Raw genomic sequence first — 19,017 nt, 5'->3', positions numbered from 1 at the left:
TCTGCCATAACCATCCTAGGCCCCGGCGCCTTGGGGTAGAAGTTCCGGGTAATCGTTGCGTATATTGCCCACTTCCTTGGCCGCTTGGTCCACCTGCCACCCGGTCACCGGGCTGGGGTGCAAAAGCTCGGCGGCCTCCTCCGGGGTGCCTTCTGCCCACTGCCGGATTTCCTCGGGCGCCAAAAAGCGCGGCAGACGGTCGTGCAGCCAAGCCATCTCCTCGGTCGACGCGGTGGTCACGATGGTCGCCGAGAGCTGGTCCAGCCCCGTGGCCCACAGGCCGGCCGCCCACATCATCTGGCCGTCACCCAGGCGCACGTAGTAGGGTATCTTGCCGGTGCCGTCGTCGTGCCACTCGTAGTAGCCGTCCATGGGGATGAGGCAGCGCCCGGAGCCGGCCCGGCCGGCGAAGGCGTCCCGGAACGACGGTTTCTTCTGCACCGTATCCGCGCGGGCGTTAAACAGCGGCGGGCCGTCTAAGTCCTTCTTCCAATGCGGCAGCAGGGCCCAGCGCCCCGGATCCACCTGTGCGTAGGCCTCCTGGATGCGCACCACGGGCACCTTCTGGGTCGGAGCGATGTTGTACCGCGGCCCCGGCAGGCCGGTGGGCGCAGAAACTTCCTCGATTCCCTCCAGCGCACCGACAGAATCGAGCAACGACTCGCTGAACAAGACAAAACGACCACACATGAACCTCTATTATGGCCTATATGGCAGATTTTTGGTTAGCCCCGCATCCCACCGGCCCCCTGCGCTGGGAGCAGCGCGTGCCCGGGTCCAAGTCCATGACCAACCGGGCCCTGGTCCTGGCCGCGCTTGCCGATGCCCCCTCCGTCATCACCCAGGCACTCATCGCCCGGGACACCGAGCTGATGATTGCCGCCCTGCGCGAGCTCGGCGCCGAGATCGAAGTCGAGGACGCCACCACCGGCCCAGAGATCCACGTGGCCCCGGGTCAGCTGCGCGGCGGGCACATCGACTGCGGCCTGGCCGGCACCCTGATGCGCTTCTTGCCGCCGGTGGCGGCCCTGGCCGGCGAGCCGGTCGCCTTCGACGGCGACGAGCAGGCCCGCGTACGCCCCATGGGCGCTATCTTGGGCGCCCTGCGCGACTTGGGGGTGACGGTCGACGCCGAAGGCGACAGTCTGCCGTTTAGCATCTCCACCTCTAACACCCCAGCCGGTGGCGAGGTCACCATCGACGCCTCGCAATCCTCCCAGTTCGTCTCCGGCCTCCTGCTAGCCGCCCCGCGTTTCGAAAAAGGCATCACCGTCCACCACGTCGGCGGCGCCATCCCCTCGCGCCCACACATCGAGATGACTCTGGCCATGCTGCGCGAGGCCGGCGTGACCGTCGACGAGGACGGGAACAGCTGGACCGTGCACCCCGGCCCCATCAACGGCCGCGAGTGGAGCATCGAGCCGGATCTCTCCAACGCCGCCCCGTTCCTGGCCGCCGCGGCGGTGGCCGGCGGGCGCGTGACCGTGCGCGACTGGCCGGCCGTGACCACCCAGGCCGGGGATCTCATCCGCGACGTGCTTTTCCGCATGTCCGTCACCATCGAGCAGGCCCACGGGCAGGTCACCGTCGTGGGCTCTCCAGGCGCCCGCCTGCGCGGCATCGACTACGACATGTCCGCCCTCGGCGAGCTGACCCCCACCGTGGCCGCGCTCTGCGCGCTGGCCGATAGCCCCTCCCGGCTAACCGGCATCGCCCACCTACGCGGCCACGAGACCGACCGGCTCAGCGCCTTGGCCACGGAGCTCAACGGCCTGGGCGGCGACGTCCACGAGCTGCCCGACGGGCTGGAAATCACCCCGGCGCCCCTGCACGCGGGCCGCTGGCACACCTACGCCGACCACCGCATGGCCACCGCCGGGGCCATCCTGGGCCTGGCCGTCGAGGGCATCGAGGTCGAAGACATCGCCACCACCGCGAAGACCCTCCCCGGCTTCGCCGAGCTCTGGGAGACCATGGTCTCCGAAGGCAGCGCGCATGCCTAGGCGCCACTACGACGAGTCCGACGTCCACGTCCGGCCCGGCAAGGGCTCGCGCCCGCGCACCAAGGACCGCCCCAAGCACAAAGACGCCAAGTTCGGCATGGTCATCACCAAGGACCGCGGCCGCTGGGGCGTGGCCCTCGACGACGGCCCCGTGGTCACCTGCATGCGCGCCCGCGAGCTGGGCCGCACCGCCATCGAGGTCGGCGACCGCGTCGGCGTCGTGGGGGACACTTCGGGCCGCAAGGGCACGCTCGCGCGCATAGTCAAGCTCGCCGAGCGCACCTCCGTGCTGCGCCGCACCGCCGACGACACCGACCCCTACGAGCGGATCGTGGTGGCCAACGCCGACCAGATGCTGATTGTCACCGCGGTAGCCGATCCGCCGCCGCGCTCCGGCTTCGTCGAGCGCGCCCTCGTGGCCGCCTTCGTGGGCAATATCCACCCCATCCTGTGCCTGACCAAGACGGACCTGGCCGACCCGGCGCCCTTCGCCGCGGAATTCGCCGACCTCGACATCAGCGTGGTCTACGCCGGTCTCGACGACGGCCTGGAGCAGGTCAGCGACGCGATCTCCGAGCACATCACCGCGCTCATCGGACACTCCGGGGTGGGCAAGTCCACGCTGGTCAACCGGCTGGTCCCGGACGCGGACCGGGAGACCGGCGAGGTCTCCGCCGTGGGCAAGGGCCGGCACACCTCCACCCAGTCCGTCGCGCTGCCGCTGCCCGGCAATAACGGCTGGATCATCGACACCCCCGGCATCCGTTCCTTCGGGCTCGCGCACGTCGATGCCGACACCGTCTTAGGCGTCTTCGAGGACTTAGCCGAGGCCACCGAGTCCTGCCCGCGCGGGTGCACGCACGCCGGTCCCCCGGCCGATCCCGAGTGCGGGCTCGACGTTCCCGCGCTCATCCCCCCGGATTCGGCCTCGGCCCGGCGCGCGGCCGCGGTGCGCAAGCTGCTGGCCGCGCTGCGCACCAACGTCGACTGGGAAAACTAGCCCAGTCCGAGCCGCTGCCGCCTAGAGCAGCTCCACCAGGAAGGGCAGCTCGGTCGGGTCGTAGAAGGCCATGAAATTATCGAGAGCGTCGCCGACGGCCAGCTCCGCGTCCTCGTCGCCCAGGTCCGCGGTGTCGATGGCCTCGATGGCCTTGGCGGTAGCGGCCTCGGACTCTTCAATGTCGACGTGGATGGCGGCCAGCTGCTCGGTGGTAACCAGCGCCGGTTCCAGCTTCACCACGGGCTCGCCCATCTCCGGCTGCGGGATGACCGCCTCGGCGGGCACGTCCACGGAGATGACCACGCGCCGGTGGGGGAAGTGCTCCTCGTCGCCGATGGCCAGCAGCCGCAGCGACGCCATGGAGGCCTCCAGGAAGGCCGAGTAGGCGATCTCTTCCTCGTCGCCGGCGGTGTAGAACTCACGCAGGGCGTCGGTGACCATAAAGCCCCAACCCGAGCGGGCGTGCAGCTGGCCGGTCTCCTTCAGCTCTGTGAGCATGGCAAAGGTGGCCGGCAGGTAGACGCGACAATCAGACATCTTAGAACTCGCCCTCGATGTCGAAAACGGCCTGGATCTCAATGCTGGTGCGGTCGAAGACCGTGTACAGCATGCCCAGCAGGCCGAACTCCACCGACGCCTTGACGTTGACGATGTTGTCGTCCACGAAGACGCAGTCGTTGACCGGCAGGTCGAGGGCGTCGGCTGCCGCCTGGAAGGCCGCGAGCTCTGGCTTCTCCGCCCCGATCTCGCCGGAGAGCATGACCGCGTCCACAATGCCGCGGTACTCCCACTCCCGGATTGCCTCGGCGCCGGGGCCGCCCGGGTCGTTGGACAGGATGGCCGTCGCCACGCCCTGGGCCTTGGCTGCGGCCAGGAGGTTGCGCCAGCGCTTCACGTCTTCGTCGGTGCCGTCGAGCACGCCGACGTAGTCCACAATCAAACCACGCATGAGTTCTCTTTCTTCTCGCTTCGGGTTTTATTTCCCTCTAACCCCGCAGATTATAGCGAAGAGGCAATTCGCGCGCCTCCACCCCTTTCAGCAAGCTCACAGCTTCCGAGCCTCGCCCTGCACACCGCCCCGGTGCGTGCCAGAATACGGCCTATGTACGCCCCCATTCCCGGATTCGCCCACCTGCAGCTGTACGTGCCGGCAGACCCGATTTCCTACGACCGGCAGCCCACGCCCATGGACGAGGAGGTTAAGGAGCGAGCCCAGACGCTTATCCGCCAGGTCATCGAGACCGCCGCCGGTCGCCGCCCGCTCAGCCACGTGCGCTCCGAACGCTTCCCGCCGCGGCTGGCCAACCACTTATCCGCCTGGCTGCGCACGCGCGGGTTCAGCCTGCCGGCGCGCCACGATCTGGTCGCCGTGCACGCGCACGCCAACGGGGAGTTCTACGGCACCGCCACCATCGGCGTCACGCAGCACGCGTTCACCGGTTCCTACGAGCAGCACCGGCTCGTGTCCTTCCGGCTGCTCTAGCCTAGAGCGAGCCCAAAAACATCAGGACCTGCGTCCAGTCCACGGAAGACCACGCGGCTGCCGATGCCCCCACCGCTACCAGGATCCCGCCCAGCGCGGCGCCGATGCCCCACACGGGCGCCCCGGCGTCGGCATCGCTAGCAGCGCCGCCAGCGGCGCCGTGGTCGTTTTCGGTACCGTCCGTGCCCGGCGCGGCAGTATCCTCGGCCGGCCGCGCTGCGGCACCGCCTTCTGCCCGGCCTGCCTGGCCGGCTTGGCCCGGTTCTGCCTCGACGCGCTCGAGCCACTCGCCTACCGTTTCCTGCCCGCCGCTTAGTGCGGTGCGGGATTCGTAGCTATCGGCGCGGTAGTTTTCCGTCGGCGCGGCGCTCGCCCCCGTCGGCGCGCCCAGCAACGCTGCGGTCACCAAAGCCGACAGGGAAGCTAGACGGCTTCGGCGGCGCGGCGTTCGCATAAAAACTCCAGTCGATTAGTAAGTACTTATCAAGGACTTAAGCCTACCTCAAGCCGGCCGGCGACGCAGAATTTCCGTGCTCCGCGCGGCGGCGGGCCCAGAACACGAGACCGACTACCACGCCTATGCCCACCACCAGACCGGTGTTGAGCAGCATGAGGCCGACCGGCCACATGCCGGTCGAGTCGCTGAGCCCCGCCTGCACGGACCAGGCGAAGCCAAACCCCAGCGTCGGACCCGTCACCGCGCCCAGCGCGCCGGCGCCGGTGCGGGGAACGCGCCAAGCCACCACGGCGGTCAGCGCCACTATGGCGATGGCTGCCACGGCAATTTGCCACGCGGCATAGTGGGTGTGGTTGCCCCAACCCAGGCTCAGCAGCCAGGCACCGACGCCCCCGACGAAGCCGGCAGCGACCCCCTCCCCGACCCGGGCCCGCCAGACAGAAAAAATGGCGGCAGCCACCAACAGGACGCTAAACAGCGCCCAGGTCAAGGTGACTGCCACCATGGGAAACCTGCTTTCCTAGCGGGGTTTAGGCCGCTTTAGGCCTCGGAAGTCGATCCCGACTCGGCGTTTTCCTCCTCGGTCGCGAACTGCTTGCGCAGCAGGAAGAGCTGGCGGACGGTCTCTTCCTTGATGCCTTCGTTCATGGCCCGGAACATGTCGCCGCCCTCCTTCTGGTACTCGACCAGCGGGTCGCGCTGCGCCATCGCACGCAGGCCGATGCCCTCCTTCAGGTAGTCCATCTCGTAGAGGTGCTCGCGCCACTTCTGGTCGATGATCGGCAGGATGACCATGCGCTCGGTGTTGCGCATCTGCTTCTCGCCGCCGATGGCGGAGATCTTCTCCTCCAGCTCGTCGTACTGGTGCTGGGCGTCGTCGGTCAGGGCGTCGCGCAGCTGCTCCGCACTCAGCTCGCCCGGCGATCCGTACTCGGAGCCGTCCACCAGCTCCGCGGAGGACACCGACGGGCCGTAGAGGGAGTCCAGGGCCTGCCAGAGCTTGTCCAGGTCCCAGTCCTCGACGTAGCCGGCGGCGGTGGCGGCGGCCACGTAGTCCGAGACCGTGTCATCAATCATGGAGCGGATGTTGTCCTTGATGTCGCCGGCGTCCAAGATCTTGTAGCGCTCGCCGTAGACGACCTTGCGCTGCTCGTTGAGTACCTCGTCGTACTTCAGGACGTTCTTGCGCATTTCGAAGTTCTGGTTTTCCACCTGGGCCTGCGCGCCCTTGATGGAGTTGGAGACCATCTTGGCCTCGATCGGGACATCGTCCGGCACGTTCAGCCGGTTCATCATGTTTTCCATGGACTGGCCCACAAAGCGCACCATGAGCTCGTCGCGCATGGACAGGTAGAAGCGGGTCTCGCCCGGATCGCCCTGGCGGCCGGTACGGCCACGCAGCTGGTTATCGATACGGCGCGACTCGTGGCGTTCGGTACCGACCACGTAGAGGCCGCCGGCCTCGCGCACCTCGTCGCCCAGGCGCTTGGAGCGCTCCTTCTCCTCCTCGATGTGGTTATCCCAGGCTTCCTGGTACTTCTCCTCATCCTCGAAGGGGTCCAGGCCCTGCTCGCGCAGCTTCATGTCCAAGATGACCTCGGGATTACCGCCCAGCACGATGTCGGTACCGCGGCCGGCCATGTTGGTGGCGACGGTGACCTGGCCTGGGCGGCCGGCGCGGGCGATGATGTTGCCCTCTTCCTCGTGGTGCTTGGCGTTGAGCACGGTGTGCTGGATGCCGCGCTTGTCCAGCAGCTGCGAAAGGTACTCGGAGCGCTCCACGGAGGTGGTGCCCACCAGCACCGGCTGCTTGTTCTGCACGTGCTCGGCGATGTCGTCGACCACCGCGGCGAACTTGGCCTCCTGCGTCTTGTAGATACGGTCGGAGTGGTCTGCACGCTGGTTCGGCTTGTTGGTCGGGATCGGCACCACGTCGAGGCCGTAGATGGAGTGCAGCTCGGCGGCCTCGGTCTCAGCGGTACCGGTCATGCCGGAAATCTTGTCGTAGAGACGGAAGTAGTTCTGCAGCGTGACCGTGGCCAGCGTCTGGTTCTCGTTTTTGATCTCGACGTTTTCCTTGGCCTCAATGGCCTGGTGCATGCCCTCGTTGTATCGGCGGCCCGCCAGCACGCGGCCGGTGAACGAGTCGACGATCATGACCTCACCGTTGCGCACGATGTAGTCCTTGTCGCGCGTGAACAGCTCCTTGGCCTTCAGCGCGTTGTTGAGGTAGGACACCAGCTGCGAGTGCTCCGGGGCGTACAGGTTATCGATTCCCAGCTGGTCCTCGACGTATTCCACGCCCTCTTCCAGCACGCCGACGGTACGCTTTTTGTGGTCGACCTCGTAGTGGATGCCCTCGCGCATGCGCGGGGCCAGCTGCGCGAAGACCCCGTAGAACTGGGAGGAGCCGTCCACCGGGCCGGAGATGATGAGCGGGGTGCGGGCCTCGTCGATGAGGATGGAGTCCACCTCGTCCACGATGCAGAAGTTGTGGCCGCGCTGGACGATGTCGTTCAGGCTGCGCACCATGTTGTCGCGCAGGTAGTCAAAACCCAGCTCGTTGTTGGTGCCGTAGGTGATGTCGCAGGCGTAGGCTTCCTTGCGCGCCGGCGGGCGCATCTCGGACAGGATGACGCCCACGGACAGGCCCAGCCAGCGGTGGACACGGCCCATCATCTCCGCGTCGCGCTTGGCCAGGTAGTCGTTGACCGTGACGATGTGCACGCCCTTGCCCTCGAGGGCGTTGAGGTAGGCCGGCAGCAGCGAGGTCAGGGTCTTGCCCTCACCGGTTTTCATCTCGGCGACGTTGCCGAAGTGCAGGGCCGCGCCACCCATCAGCTGGACGCGGAAGTGCTTTTGCTGGAGCACGCGCCAGGCCGCCTCGCGGACGGTGGCGAAGGCCTCCAGCAGGATGTCGTTGAGTTCCTCGCCGTCGGCGAGGCGCTGCTTGAATTCGTCGGTCTTGGCCTTGAGCTCGTCGTCGCTGAGGGCGGCGTACTCATCCTCCAGGGCAATGACACGGTCGGCCATCTTTTCCAGACGCTTGACGGTGCGCCCTTCGCCGGCACGCAGCAGCTTCGAAAGTCCTAACACGTAGTAGTTTCCTTCTTTGTCGCGACACGTAAACTAGTTAACTCCGTGCCATTGTACCCACCAACGGCGCTTCCACTGTCTCCGCCCTGGCCCAAAACGACACGAAAAAGCGCCCAGTGCCCGGCGGGCGGGCAGCTGGGCGCAGGGCGGGCTAGCTAGCTGTTAGCCTGCACACCCTCGGCGTCCTCGGTCAGGGTGATAAGACCGTAGTCGAAGGCGTGGCGGCGGTAGACGACCGCCGGCTGCTGGGTCTCGGAGTTGATGAATAGGTAGAAATCGTGGCCCACCAGCTCCATCTCGCTGAGCGCGTCATCCACAGTCATCGGGTTAGCCGGGTGCTCCTTGGTACGCACGATCTGGCCCGGGCGCTGCTCCTCGATAGAATCCGCATACGGATCGACGTAGCGATCTTCCTTCGCCGGCGCGGCCTTGCGCTCGGCCTCGGCCTCGGCGACCATCTCCGCGGCGATCTCGCCGGTGCCCTTCTGGGCGCGGTGGCCGGACTTGACGTTCTCGCGACGGACCTTCACCTTGCGCAGGGAACGCTCCATCTTGGCCAGGGCGGTCTCCAGGGCAGCGTAGAAGGAGTCTTCCTTAGCCTCCGCGCGGGCGATATGACCCTTGCCGGTGGCGGTGATCTGGATGCGGTCCGACTGGGAGTCACGGCGCGGGTTCGGCTCGTGCTGCAGCTCGACGTGGAAGAAGGTCAGCGTCGGATCCAGCCGCTCGATTTTGGCCAGCTTGCCGGAGACGCGCTCCTGGAAGTGTTCCGGCACCTCCACGTTGCGCCCCGTAATGGTTACCTGTGCGTTGGTGGCCTGTGGCTCGGTCATTGACTTGCCTCCCTAGATTTGGCTGGGGGCGCGCAATCCCGGCGCCCCCAGGGGACTATTGGACTCGTCCTGCTGAGATCACCGCCCCGGGCCTCCACCGGCGGAAACCGTGTGAATCCGGAGGCTAAAACCTCAACCTGTGACACCCCTCATCATACCAGTGGTCATAACCATTCCCCACCAAAGGTTGGAATTACATTTCTGTTTACCCCCACGCAGATCCCCCTCTAGGCGTCCGCCAGCACCAGTCCCGCCCGCACCAGCGCGCCGGCCGCGCGCAGCTTGTCGGCGGTGTTGATCAGCGTGGCACCCGTGGTCACCACGTCGTCGACCACGACGGTGGCCCGGCCCACCAGCCGCGGGTCGGCATCGACAGCCACGGCGTCGCGCATATTCGCCCACCGCAGGTCCGCGTTCAGCCGCGACTGGTCGGCCACGCCGCGGCGCAGGCGCGCACAGTTGACCACGGTCAGCGGCAGGCCATCGCCGAGCAAGCGGGCCGCATGCTGGCACATGTGCAGCACCGGGTCCCCGCCCCGGGCCCTGGCTGACGATGCCCGCGTCGGCGCCGGCACCACCACCAGCCGCGGCGGCAGCACGCCTTGGGCCACCAGCTGCTCCAGCCCGGCGGCGATGACCGCGCCAGCATACGGGCGCACCGCCTGGTTGTGGTACTCCTTCATCTGGATGATGAGGTTGCGGCGGATCTCCGAATACGGACCCAGCGCAAAGATGGGCGGATCCAGCAGCGTGCGGCGGGTGACGCGGTGCGGCGGGGTGCGCAGGTGCTCCCGGCAGGCCACGCAAAGCACCTGGCCCGGGGCCTGGCACCCAGCACAGGCACGCGGGACCAACAGCTCCCCGACTTGCCGCCAGACCCCCATGCTAAACCGCCTAGTTGCCCACGATGGGGGCCGCGCGCACTCCCTGGAGGCCGGGAACCTCACGCCAGAACACGGAGTCGGACTCGCCGGCCGGAAGCTGCAGCAGGGCGTTGGCGTCGGTCAGGTAAACGGTTGTCGGTGAGGCCGCCACGGAGACCACCGGGGCGGTGATATTGCCGCTGGGCAGGGTGGTCAGCGAGGACCCGTCCTGCTCGATACGCCAGACCGGCGTCTCCATCGACGACGTGCCCACCACCAGCGAACCGTCCGGCTGCCAATCCAGCGACAGCGCGTTGCGGCCCAGCTCCGTGGCGAGCTCGCGCACGTTGACGATCCGGTAGTCGCCGTCGGTCTCCTGCGCCACCACGCCGGAGTAGACCGCGCCGCCGATGATGAAAGCCACCCGCGCGCCCGTCGACGACAGGCGCATGACCGAGATCTCGCCCTCGATGTAGTCCAGCGCGTCCGCGTTGATCGGCTGCTCGGTGACCTCGCCGGTAGTCGAGCGCACCACGCGGTAGATCTTCTTGCCGTCGACCGCGACCCACGCGCCCCGGCCGATACCGCCAAAGGTGGGCCGGGTGATGCTCTCGCCCTCCAAGGACTCCGCCACGTCGCCGTTCAGCGTCCCCAGCACCAGCTGGGTCTTGTCCGCGCCCTTCTTGCGCACGGCCGCGAACGTCTCCTCCGCCGAGATTTCCGCTGACTCCACGTTGCCGGCGTTCGCCGCCGGGTTGTTCAGCAGCTGCGTCTCGTTGCCGGTCAGGCGCACCACGTTGCCGTTGGTCACCGCGTACAGCGAGGTGGCGGCGTTCGTGTTCGCCTTCGGGTCGTAGTCCGCGAAGTCGTCGGTGGTCAGTTCGTCGAGGCCTTCGACCAAGGGGGCATCGTCCGCCACGACCTGGTAGGGCCCCGGGATGCCGGCCGTGGACAGGGTCCAGACCAGCTCGGCGGCGAACCGGGTGCGGTCCTCCTGGCTCATGTCCGACATGCCGGTGAAGTGGTAGACGCCGTCCTCGATGCCGCCGAAGTTGGCCTCCCGCGGCACCACCGACATCGTCGCCGGCGCCAGCTCCTCGGCCGGGCCCTGCAGCAGCAGCGTGATCAGCTCGGTGTCCAGAGACTCCTGGCCCGTGGACAGCCAGCGGCGGTCGCTTTCCAGCGCCTGGCCGGTGTGCTCGTAGAAGAACAGGGAGTGCGGCTGGTAACGGTTGCGCAGCTCCGTGCGCTCGATGACCACGACCTGCGGCAGGTCCGAAATCCGCCACTCGCCGTCCACCTGAGTCATGTGGATCTGGGCCTCGAAGTCGCCGTTTTCGGAGGAATAGGACCCGCCCTCCGAGAGCGTGCCGATGACCGAGCCGCGCACGTTGTAGCTGCGGCCGCCCTCCGTGGAGTCGGCCTCGGCGTCGGTGATGATGTCCAGTGAGTCCACGATGAGTACCTGCTGGTCCGGGTCCCAGTCCCCGGCCGCTTCCTCCGTCATAAACGAGCGCGCGGCGGAATAGTCCCCGGCCGGCAGCGCGGAGGCCGCGTAGAAGTCGCGCAGCAGAAGGTCCGGCTCCTCCCCGGCGCGCGGGCCCATGGACGGCTCCGGGGTGTCGGCCGGCTCTAAGGAATGCAGCACCTTGGGACTAGAGTTTTGCGGCAGCGTCGAGCACGCACTAAGCGTCAGCGACGCCGCGGCCAGCACGGCGACGACGGCGCGGGCCGGGCGGACCGGGCTGGCCGGGCGAGCTGAGCGCCGGTGGGTCTTGTGCATCATGGCTGGCCTTCCTTCGGGTCATTCGAGTCCTGCGGGACCGCTAGCGGCTTCGGGCCCTTCTGCCCCTGCGGCTCTGCCAGCCCCTGCGGCTGTGCCATTACCTTGGGCTCCGGCACGTACAGACCCAGCGGGGCCTCCTCCACGGCCTCGCCGGGCACGCGCGGCAGGACCAGGCGGAAGCAGGAGCCGCGGCCGAAGACACCTGTCGCATCCAGCGTACCGCTGTGCAGCACCGCGTCCTCGCGGGCGATAGCCAGTCCCAGGCCGGTCCCGCCCGAGTGGCGCTTGCGGGAGGAATCCGCGCGCCAGAAGCGGTTGAAGACCAGCTCCTCCTGACCCTCCTTCAGCCCCACGCCCTGGTCGATGACGGTCACGGCCACGGCCGTGTCGTTGGCGCCTAGGTGCACGTCCACCGGGTTGCCCTCCGAGTGATCGATGGCGTTGGCCAGCAGGTTGCGCAGGATGCGCTGAACGCGGCGGCCGTCGCCCTCGAAGCTGATGGGCTCGTCCGGCAGGTGCAGGTTGACGGCCACCCCCAGCTCGTCGGCCAGGTGATCGACCTGCCCGAAGGCGGCGGTCACACAGTTGCGCAGGTCCAGCTTGTTGGTGGACAGGTCGGCCACGCCGGCGTCGTGGCGCGAAATCTCCAGCAGGTCCGCCAGCAGCCCCTCGAAGCGGTCGAGCTCGCGGTTCATCAGCTCGCTAGCGCGGCGGGTGGAGATATCCAGGCTGTCCGCGTTCGCCGCGATCATGTCCGCGGCCATGCGCACCGTGGTCAGCGGGGTGCGCAGCTCATGCGAGACGTCGGAGGTGAACTGCCGCTGCAGGTCGCCGTACTCCTCCAGCTGCGTAATCTGCTTGGACAGCTTGTCGGCCATGTCGTTGAAGGACTGGGCCAGGCTGCCCATCTCATCCTCACCCTCGACGGCCATGCGCTCGCGCAGGTGCCCGGCCGCCAGGCGCTGGGCAATCCGGGACGCCGAGCGGATGGGCGTAATCACCTGCTGGGTGGCCAGCCAGGCGATGCCGACTAGCAGCACGATGACCACCACTGCGGCCGCCGAGAGCAGGCCGCGCATCAGCGCCAGCGTGGATTCCTCCGACTCCATGCTCATCACCAGGTAGACCTGGGTGTCCGGGATGTCGGACTCGGTGGGCGTGCCGACGATCATGGCGTTGTACTTGGTGCCATCCCCGTGGTCGATGGGCGCGTACTGGACCATCACTTGACCGTGGGAGACGCCGTTGCGCAGCTCCGTCGGGATGCGATAGCCCTCCGGCGAGGTGGTCACCGAGCCATCGGAGCCGTTGACCACGATCACCGGCTCGTAGGAGGCCTGCGTCTCGCCGCTCTGGGAGCCCAGCTGCGTCAGCGAGGCGCGCGCGGAATTAATGCGTACCTGCACCGAGTTGGCCGTGCCCGTGGCCGCGACCTGTTGCTCCACCGCGATCCGGGCGCGCTCCAGCTCCTGCAGCGCCACGTCCTGCTTCTGGTCCACCAGGCGGGAGGTCAGCACGGAGACCAGCGCGTAGGTCAAAATGACCATCACCACGGTGGCGGCCATGAAGATCAGGCCGATAACGCGCACCTGCAGGGAGGTGCGCCACCACTGGATAGCGGAGTCGCGGAATTGTCTGATGCGGTCCAGGATGGCTGTTACTCCCCCGGTTTATTCGGCGCCGGCCGGCTTGCCGGCCTTGTAGCCCACGCCGCGCACGGTCAGCACGATCTGTGGTTCCTCCGGGTCGTGTTCAATTTTGGCGCGCAGGCGCTGGACGTGGACGTTGACCAGGCGGGTATCGGAGGCGTGCCGGTAGCCCCAGACCTTCTCCAGCAGCTCCTCGCGGGTGTGCACCTGGCCCGGGCGGCGGGCCATCTCCACCAGCAGGTCAAACTCCAGCGGCGTCAGGTTCAGCTCGCGGGAAAACCCGTCCACGTTGCGGCGGGTCACGGTGTGTTCCGGCACGTCGATGACCAGGTCGCCGACCTCAATCATCTCCGTAGTCGCGGTCTCCGTGCGGCGCAGGCGGGCGCGGATGCGGGCCACCAGCTCCTTCGGCTTGAACGGCTTGGTGATGTAGTCGTCCGCGCCGGATTCTAGGCCCAGCACGACATCGACGGTGTCCGTCTTGGCGGTCAGCATGACAATCGGCACCGAGGAGATCTGGCGGATGCTGCGGCAGATGTCCACGCCGTTCATGCCCGGCAGCATGAGATCCAGCAGGATCAGATCCGGGTCGTGGCGTTGGAACATGGGCACCGCGTCGTTGCCGTCGGTCACGGCGATGGGCTCCATACCCTCAGACTCCAAAACGATGGTCAACATCTCCGAGATCGCCGGGTCGTCATCGACTACCAGGATTGTCGGTGCCACTACTTCTCCCCTACCAGTTGTCGTACAGCTTGGATAATCATATCGCTATCTGCGGTAGCTATCCAACGCCCCGCCCACTCACGGTCGGCCAGCGCGCGGTAGGCCGCCGCGGTGCGTGCCTGGAGTCCGGTGTCTTTTTCGTAGGCGTCGCGGGCCCGGGTGGCATCGTCAGCCGCGCGGCCCTGGGCCCGGGCCCCGGCCAGGTCGACGTCGGTGTCTAGGAAGACCTGCAGGTGCGGCTTCGGCAGGCCCAGCCGCTCGAATTCCAGGTGGTAGACCCAGTCGGCCACCGTCTCATCGCGCAAGCGCGCAGCCGAATACGCCGCATTCGATGCCACGTAGCGGTCCAGCACCCACACCTCCGGCGCGCGGTGGGCCGTCAGCAGCTGCTCCTTGGCGCCCCAGCGGTCCAGGGCGAACATCGTGGCCATCGCGTAGGCCGAGTCCGTCATGTCCCCCATACGGCCGTACAGCGCGTCCTGTGCCAGCTGCGCGTGGATGGAGTCGGCATACCGCGGGAAGGCCAGCGTATGGATCTCCCGGCTGATGGCCTCGCGCAGGCGGGACACCAACGTGTTCTTGCCCGCGCCATCGATGCCCTCTATGGCAATAATCACTGCAGTGCGTCACCCACTCCCTTATGCCAGGGCTTCGAGGAAGGGTTCGATGTCTGCGTCGTCGGCCTCGTCCGGGTCGGCGTTTTCCAGCAGTTCCGCGGCCTTTTCGTTGAGCTCCTCGTCGGAGCTGCCGGTCAGCGAGCGGATGAACGGGTACTCGGCCACGACGTCGCCGGCGCTAAACGGCGCGCCGGACCAGATGGCCGCGATGGTGGCTGCTGCCAGGCCGTTGGCTAGCTCCTCGTCGGTGGGCTGGGCGGAATCGGCGGCTAGGACGACGGCGTCCCGCACGGCTTCTACGACCTCCTCTTCTTCGAGGGCAGACAGCTCATCGAGAAAATCGGTGTTGCTGTCGCGGGTGAAAATCTCTTCGTCCCAGGTGCTCACTGTGATCTCCTTCGCAAGGTGAATTTGGCTCCCGCACTAGCGGAAGTCGGGTATCAGACGTTAAGGTGCATGGTACTGTTGTTATCGACTTGTTACCACGGAAGGGGACCACACGGTGAATACGGATACGCGCCGCGTCGTCATCTTCGTCGTCGTGGGCCTGCTAGTGGCCGCCGGCGTCGGGGTGAGCGTCTGGCACCTCGGTGCGCCCAAGTCCTCTTCCATGGACGATAATGCCACGCCGGTGGCCAACAAGCAGCTAACCAGCTCCGAGGAGAAGGCTACGACCTCGTCGAGCTCCGCGTCCAGCACCGCGCCCTCCAACGGCCGCGATCGTGACGACGCCAAGGACAACGACGACAACCAGCGCGCTGCCCGCGAGGACGCCAACTACTCCGCACCGCAGGCCAACGACCCGTTCCTGCCCCCCAACGCAGTGGTGGACGCCCAAACCGCGCCCGCCGCGCCGACGACGTACTATCGCCCGGACAATCTCTCCGCCTCCCAGGGCCAACAGGGGCAGCAAGGTCGGCAGAGTCAGCAGGGCCAGCAGGGCACGCAGGATTCGAGCCAGCAGGTCCAGTCGACGCAGCCGGCACAGCCCACGCAGACCACCCGCCCGGATACCAGCGAGGAGCCGTCCACGTCGAACGAGCCGCAGCCGAGCAGCCCGAACCAGCCGGAGCCGTCCCCGACGCTGCCGGGCCTGCCGGCCGAGGAGAACAACGGCCACCTGGATGTCCAGATCCCCGATCTACTGCCCGGGCCGCCGCACCACCAGGCCCCGCCGGCCGAAAAGGGGCGCGCCGAGCCCCAGGACGCGCCCGAACCCACGGAGGAAACCGCGGGCCAGGGCAACAGCTAGGCGCTGGCTGCGGCGCTCGACAGGCCGGCGCGAGGGTGTCTAGCGCTTTGGCGGCTGACGCTAGACGCTCGCGACGAAGAATTCCGCCGGGCTGTCGCCGGCTACCAAGTGGACGCGGCTATCGGCGGCCGGGGCCCAGGCGCCGCGGCCCGGGGTGAGGTTGAGGTCCCCGGCGGTGGCGCAGTCGCCGCGGGTGCACAGCACGATGGCGGGCCCGTCCAGTTCGAGGGTGGTCTGTGCACCGGCATCGAGGGCGTAGCGGCGCAGGGAGAACTCGTCGATGGGCACCGGGTAGTCGAAGACCTCGCAGCCGGCGGCCGGGCTCGCTTCCCCCGGGTGGACCTGCGGGTCGGCGGCGGCTTGGAAATCCAGCACCTTGACCAGCTCCGGCACGTCGACGTATTTGGGCGTGAGCCCGCCGCGCAGCACGTTGTCCGAGTTGGCCATCAGCTCCACGCCGAGGCCGTGGACGTAGGCGTGCAGCTGGCCGGCTGCCAAGAAGACGGCCTCGCCGGGCTGCAGCACGATGTGGTTGAGCAGCAGCGCGCCCAGCACGCCGATGTCCCCGGGGTACTGCTCGTTGATCCCCAGCACCGTGCGCACGTCGCGCACGATCCACTCCGGGGTGCCCGGGGCCGGGGCGGCAACAAGGCGCTCGCCGGCCGTCACGATGTCGGAGATGAGCTCCTTGCGCACGCCCGCCGGGATGGTGATCCAGGTGGTAAACAGCGCGCGCAGGCTGGCGCCCTCGGCGGCGGGGTCATCGTCCAGCATGGACAGGTAGCGGTCCAGGCTGGCGCAGTCCAGCGCGGCGAAGAGATCGCGCGTGCGCGCCAGCGGCCGGAAGCCCGCCATGGCGTAAAACTCGGTCAGGGCGACGATGAGCTCCGGCTTGTGGTTGTCGTCCTTGTAGTTGCGCTGCGACGAGTCCAGGGCCACGCCCTGGGCGTCTTCCCGGGCAAAGCCCTCCTCGGCCTGGGCCTTGGACGGGTGCGCCTGCAGCGAGAGGACCTCCTCGGCAGCCAGCAGCTTCAGCAGGAAGGGCAGGCGGTCGCCGTGTTCGCGGCGCACGCGCTGACCCAGGTGGGTCTCTGGGTCGCCGGCGATGACCTCGTCGAGGCGCGTTCCCTCCAGCGTCGCCGGCGCGGCTGGGTGGGCGCCGAACCAGAGCTCGGCCACGGGGTTGTCCCCCGCAGGCTGGCCCAACAGCTGCGGGATCATGGTCTTGGATCCCCACGAATAATTACGCACGGAACTATCGAGCAAATTCATGCGGTATATGAGTCCTCTTCTTCATTCATCGAAGGCGGTCGCGGCATAAGCGCGCGTTAAAAGCTGCAGCGCGCGGGAGAATTCGCTTCCCTCCACGGCGTTGACAGCCAGGCTATGGGGCAGGTTCGCCTCCTCCTGACCCCAGAAAATCACCCTCCAGGTTAGCGCACCATCTATAAAGGGATCGTAGAAGATATCGTCAGCTTGCTGTCTGCCGGCACCATCCAGGGCCTGCGGCAACTGGGCCGCCTCCACGACGGTCCCGGAACGCCCGCGGGTGGCCCAGACCGCCGCGGCTACCGATGCCACCGCCTCACTCACCGCCTGCCCCGCCGGCGCCGAGTGCATTACCCCGCTGCCTCCTGCCTGCGCGGCGAAGGCGGCCAGCTGCCGGGCCGGGTTGGTATCCGCGCTGCGGTCGGGGGCGCAGGCGGCTAGTTCGGCATCGACGGCTTCGGCGGCCTCGTCTAGTGCCTGCGGGTCGCCGCCCAGGTCCAGCCAGATCGCCCCCGCCACGCGGGCCGGGGCGGGGCCGATGATGTTAGGCAGGGCGGTGAACAAGAAGGCATCGTCAGCGACGTCGTCGGCCAGGGGCCCGGGCGGGCCGGCAAAGACCGTGGCGGCGCCACGCTGCTGGGCGGTGAGCATGGCCCGCGATGCCCACTCGCAGTCCGCGGCCTCCCCCACCGTCACCACGATGTCGAGGGTGCTGACGTAGGCCGGCAGCGCGCGGGCGACGACCACCGGGCATTGAGCCTGGGGCAGGTAGGCCTGGGCGACCGCGCGGGCGGCCGCGGCGGCGACCTGGTCGGTGGCCAGCACCACGACCGAGCGCGGGCGCAGACCGGCCAGATATTCATTCAGGCCCGCCGCCTGGCCGGCGAGCGCGCGTAATTGCGCCCCTTCGTGCGCAATGTCGAAAAAGCGCACCTGCTCCGGTGTCCACTGTGTGCTCTCCATGGTTTTCCACCTTAGTAGCGCCGGTTATACTATTTCGACATCATGACCGGAAACACTGTTTTTCATCCCGTCCAGCTCATCGGAGGAGGCCCCGGCGCCTGGGACCTCATCACCGTGCGCGGCATGCGCGCCTTGCAGGACGCCGACGTCATCCTGGCCGACCACCTCGGCCCAACCGCGCAGCTGGATAAGCTCTGCGATATCGCCAGCAAGGAGCTCATCGACGTCTCCAAGCTGCCGTACAAGCGCCAGACGTCGCAGGACAAGATCAACGAGATGCTCATCTCCCACGCCCGCGCCGGCCGCCGCGTCGCCCGGCTCAAAGGCGGGGATCCTTTCGTCTTCGGCCGCGGCTTCGAGGAGGTCCAAGCGCTGGCCGCCGCTGGCTTAAGCTGCGAGGTCATCCCCGGGGTCACCAGCGCCGTCGCCGTACCCGGGGCCGTGGGCATCCCCGTGACCCAGCGCGGGATGGTCCATGCCATGACGGTGGTCTCCGGGCACCTGCCGCCCGGCCACGAGCGCTCCCTGGTCGACTGGGAGGCGCTCGCCCGCTCCGGGGCCACCCTGGCGGTCATCATGGGCGTGCGCAACGCCGGCGCGATTGCCTCCACGCTCATCGATGCCTCCCTCCCCGCCGGCACCTCCGTCGCCGCCATCCAGGAGGGGACCCTGTCGGGCCAGCGCGTAGTGCGCACCGATCTGGCCCACTTAGGCACAATTGTCGAGGAGGAGAAAATCCAGCCGCCGGCCGTCTTCGTCATTGGAGACGTCGCGGGACTGCGCGCGGAGACCTAAGTTATCCACAGTCCCGACGCGTATAGGGACCAGCTTTGCGCCTACTTGGGCACGTTGCTCCATTTTTCGGCCTTTGGGCAGGTGGTGCCGCGACAACGGCCGTTTTCGGCCTGTGGATGCTCTGCGCAAGGCGGTTATAGTGCCCCGAGTTATCCACAGATCCGTATTTCGGCCCTTGTGGGGGTTGTCAGCCGCTTCTAGCGTGTGAGGCATGACAGCAACGAC

The 19,017-nt window shown here is 67.7% G+C and carries 20 protein-coding genes; 5 read left to right on the top strand and 15 right to left on the bottom strand.

Annotation, left to right across the window (positions count from 1 at the left end; genetic code table 11):
* Positions 1-15: 15 nt before the first annotated feature.
* A complete protein-coding gene (locus QQS52_RS09690) occupies positions 16-690 on the bottom strand; it encodes an SOS response-associated peptidase (RefSeq protein ID WP_472773663.1) in 675 nt (224 codons plus the stop codon).
* 20 nt (positions 691-710) lie between these two features.
* On the opposite strand from QQS52_RS09690, the gene aroA reads away from it, so the two are divergent.
* Both aroA and rsgA read left to right on the top strand, forming a co-directional pair.
* Positions 711-2,003 (top strand): 3-phosphoshikimate 1-carboxyvinyltransferase, encoded by a 1,293-nt coding sequence (gene aroA, locus QQS52_RS09685; RefSeq protein WP_472773662.1) that lies wholly within the window; start codon positions 711-713, stop codon positions 2,001-2,003.
* Entirely contained in the window at positions 1,996-3,003 is a 1,008-nt protein-coding gene (rsgA, locus tag QQS52_RS09680) for a ribosome small subunit-dependent GTPase A (RefSeq protein WP_472773661.1), read from the top strand. The genes aroA and rsgA overlap by 8 nt, the downstream gene beginning before the upstream one ends.
* Positions 3,004-3,024: 21 nt before the next feature.
* On the opposite strand, the gene QQS52_RS09675 is transcribed toward rsgA, so the two are convergent.
* Both QQS52_RS09675 and QQS52_RS09670 read right to left on the bottom strand, forming a co-directional pair.
* Positions 3,025-3,540, bottom strand: a complete 516-nt coding sequence (locus QQS52_RS09675) for a DUF6912 family protein (RefSeq protein WP_472773660.1) — start codon at positions 3,538-3,540, stop codon at positions 3,025-3,027.
* A 1-nt stretch (position 3,541) separates the two neighbouring features.
* Positions 3,542-3,952 (bottom strand): HAD-IA family hydrolase, encoded by a 411-nt coding sequence (locus tag QQS52_RS09670; protein ID WP_070769713.1) that lies wholly within the window; start codon positions 3,950-3,952, stop codon positions 3,542-3,544.
* Positions 3,953-4,105: 153 nt separating this feature from the next.
* On the opposite strand from QQS52_RS09670, the gene QQS52_RS09665 reads away from it, so the two are divergent.
* A complete protein-coding gene (locus tag QQS52_RS09665) occupies positions 4,106-4,486 on the top strand; it encodes a hypothetical protein (RefSeq protein WP_070769712.1) in 381 nt (126 codons plus the stop codon).
* A gap of 1 nt (position 4,487) precedes the next feature.
* On the opposite strand, the gene QQS52_RS09660 is transcribed toward QQS52_RS09665, so the two are convergent.
* The 10 genes from QQS52_RS09660 to QQS52_RS09615 all read right to left on the bottom strand — a co-directional run bounded on the left by QQS52_RS09660 (position 4,488) and on the right by QQS52_RS09615 (position 14,900).
* The gene (locus tag QQS52_RS09660; RefSeq protein WP_472773659.1) at positions 4,488-4,892 is read right to left on the bottom strand and encodes a hypothetical protein; all 405 of its coding nucleotides are present in this window, start codon (positions 4,890-4,892) and stop codon (positions 4,488-4,490) included.
* Between the two features lie 91 nt (positions 4,893-4,983).
* Positions 4,984-5,448, bottom strand: coding sequence for a hypothetical protein (locus QQS52_RS09655; RefSeq protein WP_472773658.1), 465 nt, complete (start codon positions 5,446-5,448; stop codon positions 4,984-4,986).
* A gap of 35 nt (positions 5,449-5,483) precedes the next feature.
* A complete protein-coding gene (gene secA, locus QQS52_RS09650) occupies positions 5,484-8,039 on the bottom strand; it encodes a preprotein translocase subunit SecA (RefSeq protein WP_472773657.1) in 2,556 nt (851 codons plus the stop codon).
* Positions 8,040-8,194: 155 nt separating this feature from the next.
* Positions 8,195-8,872: a ribosome hibernation-promoting factor, HPF/YfiA family gene (hpf, locus tag QQS52_RS09645; RefSeq protein ID WP_296203981.1), complete on the bottom strand. Its 678-nt coding sequence runs from the start codon at positions 8,870-8,872 to the stop codon at positions 8,195-8,197.
* Positions 8,873-9,099: 227 nt separating this feature from the next.
* Positions 9,100-9,756, bottom strand: a complete 657-nt coding sequence (locus QQS52_RS09640; RefSeq protein ID WP_472773656.1) for a ComF family protein — start codon at positions 9,754-9,756, stop codon at positions 9,100-9,102.
* A 10-nt stretch (positions 9,757-9,766) separates the two neighbouring features.
* The gene (gene lpqB / locus QQS52_RS09635) at positions 9,767-11,521 is read right to left on the bottom strand and encodes an MtrAB system accessory lipoprotein LpqB (protein WP_472773655.1); all 1,755 of its coding nucleotides are present in this window, start codon (positions 11,519-11,521) and stop codon (positions 9,767-9,769) included.
* Positions 11,518-13,116, bottom strand: a complete 1,599-nt coding sequence (gene mtrB / locus QQS52_RS09630) for an MtrAB system histidine kinase MtrB (RefSeq protein ID WP_472773705.1) — start codon at positions 13,114-13,116, stop codon at positions 11,518-11,520. The genes lpqB and mtrB overlap by 4 nt, the downstream gene beginning before the upstream one ends.
* Before the next feature lie 75 nt (positions 13,117-13,191).
* Positions 13,192-13,896 (bottom strand): MtrAB system response regulator MtrA, encoded by a 705-nt coding sequence (gene mtrA / locus QQS52_RS09625; protein ID WP_472773654.1) that lies wholly within the window; start codon positions 13,894-13,896, stop codon positions 13,192-13,194.
* Positions 13,896-14,513 (bottom strand): dTMP kinase, encoded by a 618-nt coding sequence (locus tag QQS52_RS09620; protein ID WP_472773653.1) that lies wholly within the window; start codon positions 14,511-14,513, stop codon positions 13,896-13,898. Before QQS52_RS09620 ends, mtrA begins: the two co-directional genes overlap by 1 nt.
* 21 nt (positions 14,514-14,534) lie before the next feature.
* Positions 14,535-14,900 carry a DUF4259 domain-containing protein gene (locus QQS52_RS09615; RefSeq protein WP_070767965.1) on the bottom strand — a complete coding sequence of 122 codons (366 nt, stop codon included), beginning with the start codon at positions 14,898-14,900 and terminating at the stop codon, positions 14,535-14,537.
* Between the two features lie 115 nt (positions 14,901-15,015).
* On the opposite strand from QQS52_RS09615, the gene QQS52_RS09610 reads away from it, so the two are divergent.
* Positions 15,016-15,765 carry a hypothetical protein gene (locus QQS52_RS09610; protein ID WP_472773652.1) on the top strand — a complete coding sequence of 250 codons (750 nt, stop codon included), beginning with the start codon at positions 15,016-15,018 and terminating at the stop codon, positions 15,763-15,765.
* Positions 15,766-15,825: 60 nt separating this feature from the next.
* Here the strand turns inward: QQS52_RS09610 and manA are convergent, their stop codons facing one another.
* Both manA and QQS52_RS09600 read right to left on the bottom strand, forming a co-directional pair.
* A complete protein-coding gene (manA, locus tag QQS52_RS09605) occupies positions 15,826-17,037 on the bottom strand; it encodes a mannose-6-phosphate isomerase, class I (protein ID WP_472773651.1) in 1,212 nt (403 codons plus the stop codon).
* Positions 17,038-17,058: 21 nt separating this feature from the next.
* A complete protein-coding gene (locus tag QQS52_RS09600) occupies positions 17,059-17,997 on the bottom strand; it encodes a hypothetical protein (protein WP_472773650.1) in 939 nt (312 codons plus the stop codon).
* Between the two features lie 42 nt (positions 17,998-18,039).
* On the opposite strand from QQS52_RS09600, the gene cobA reads away from it, so the two are divergent.
* The gene (gene cobA / locus QQS52_RS09595; RefSeq protein ID WP_472773649.1) at positions 18,040-18,792 is read left to right on the top strand and encodes a uroporphyrinogen-III C-methyltransferase; all 753 of its coding nucleotides are present in this window, start codon (positions 18,040-18,042) and stop codon (positions 18,790-18,792) included.
* The last annotated feature ends 225 nt before the right edge of the window (positions 18,793-19,017 follow it).

It is taken from the genome of Corynebacterium sp. 1103A (assembly GCF_055700955.1).
Note: the sequence above shows the minus strand (reverse complement) of the source record. Positions and strands in the feature narration are given on the sequence as shown.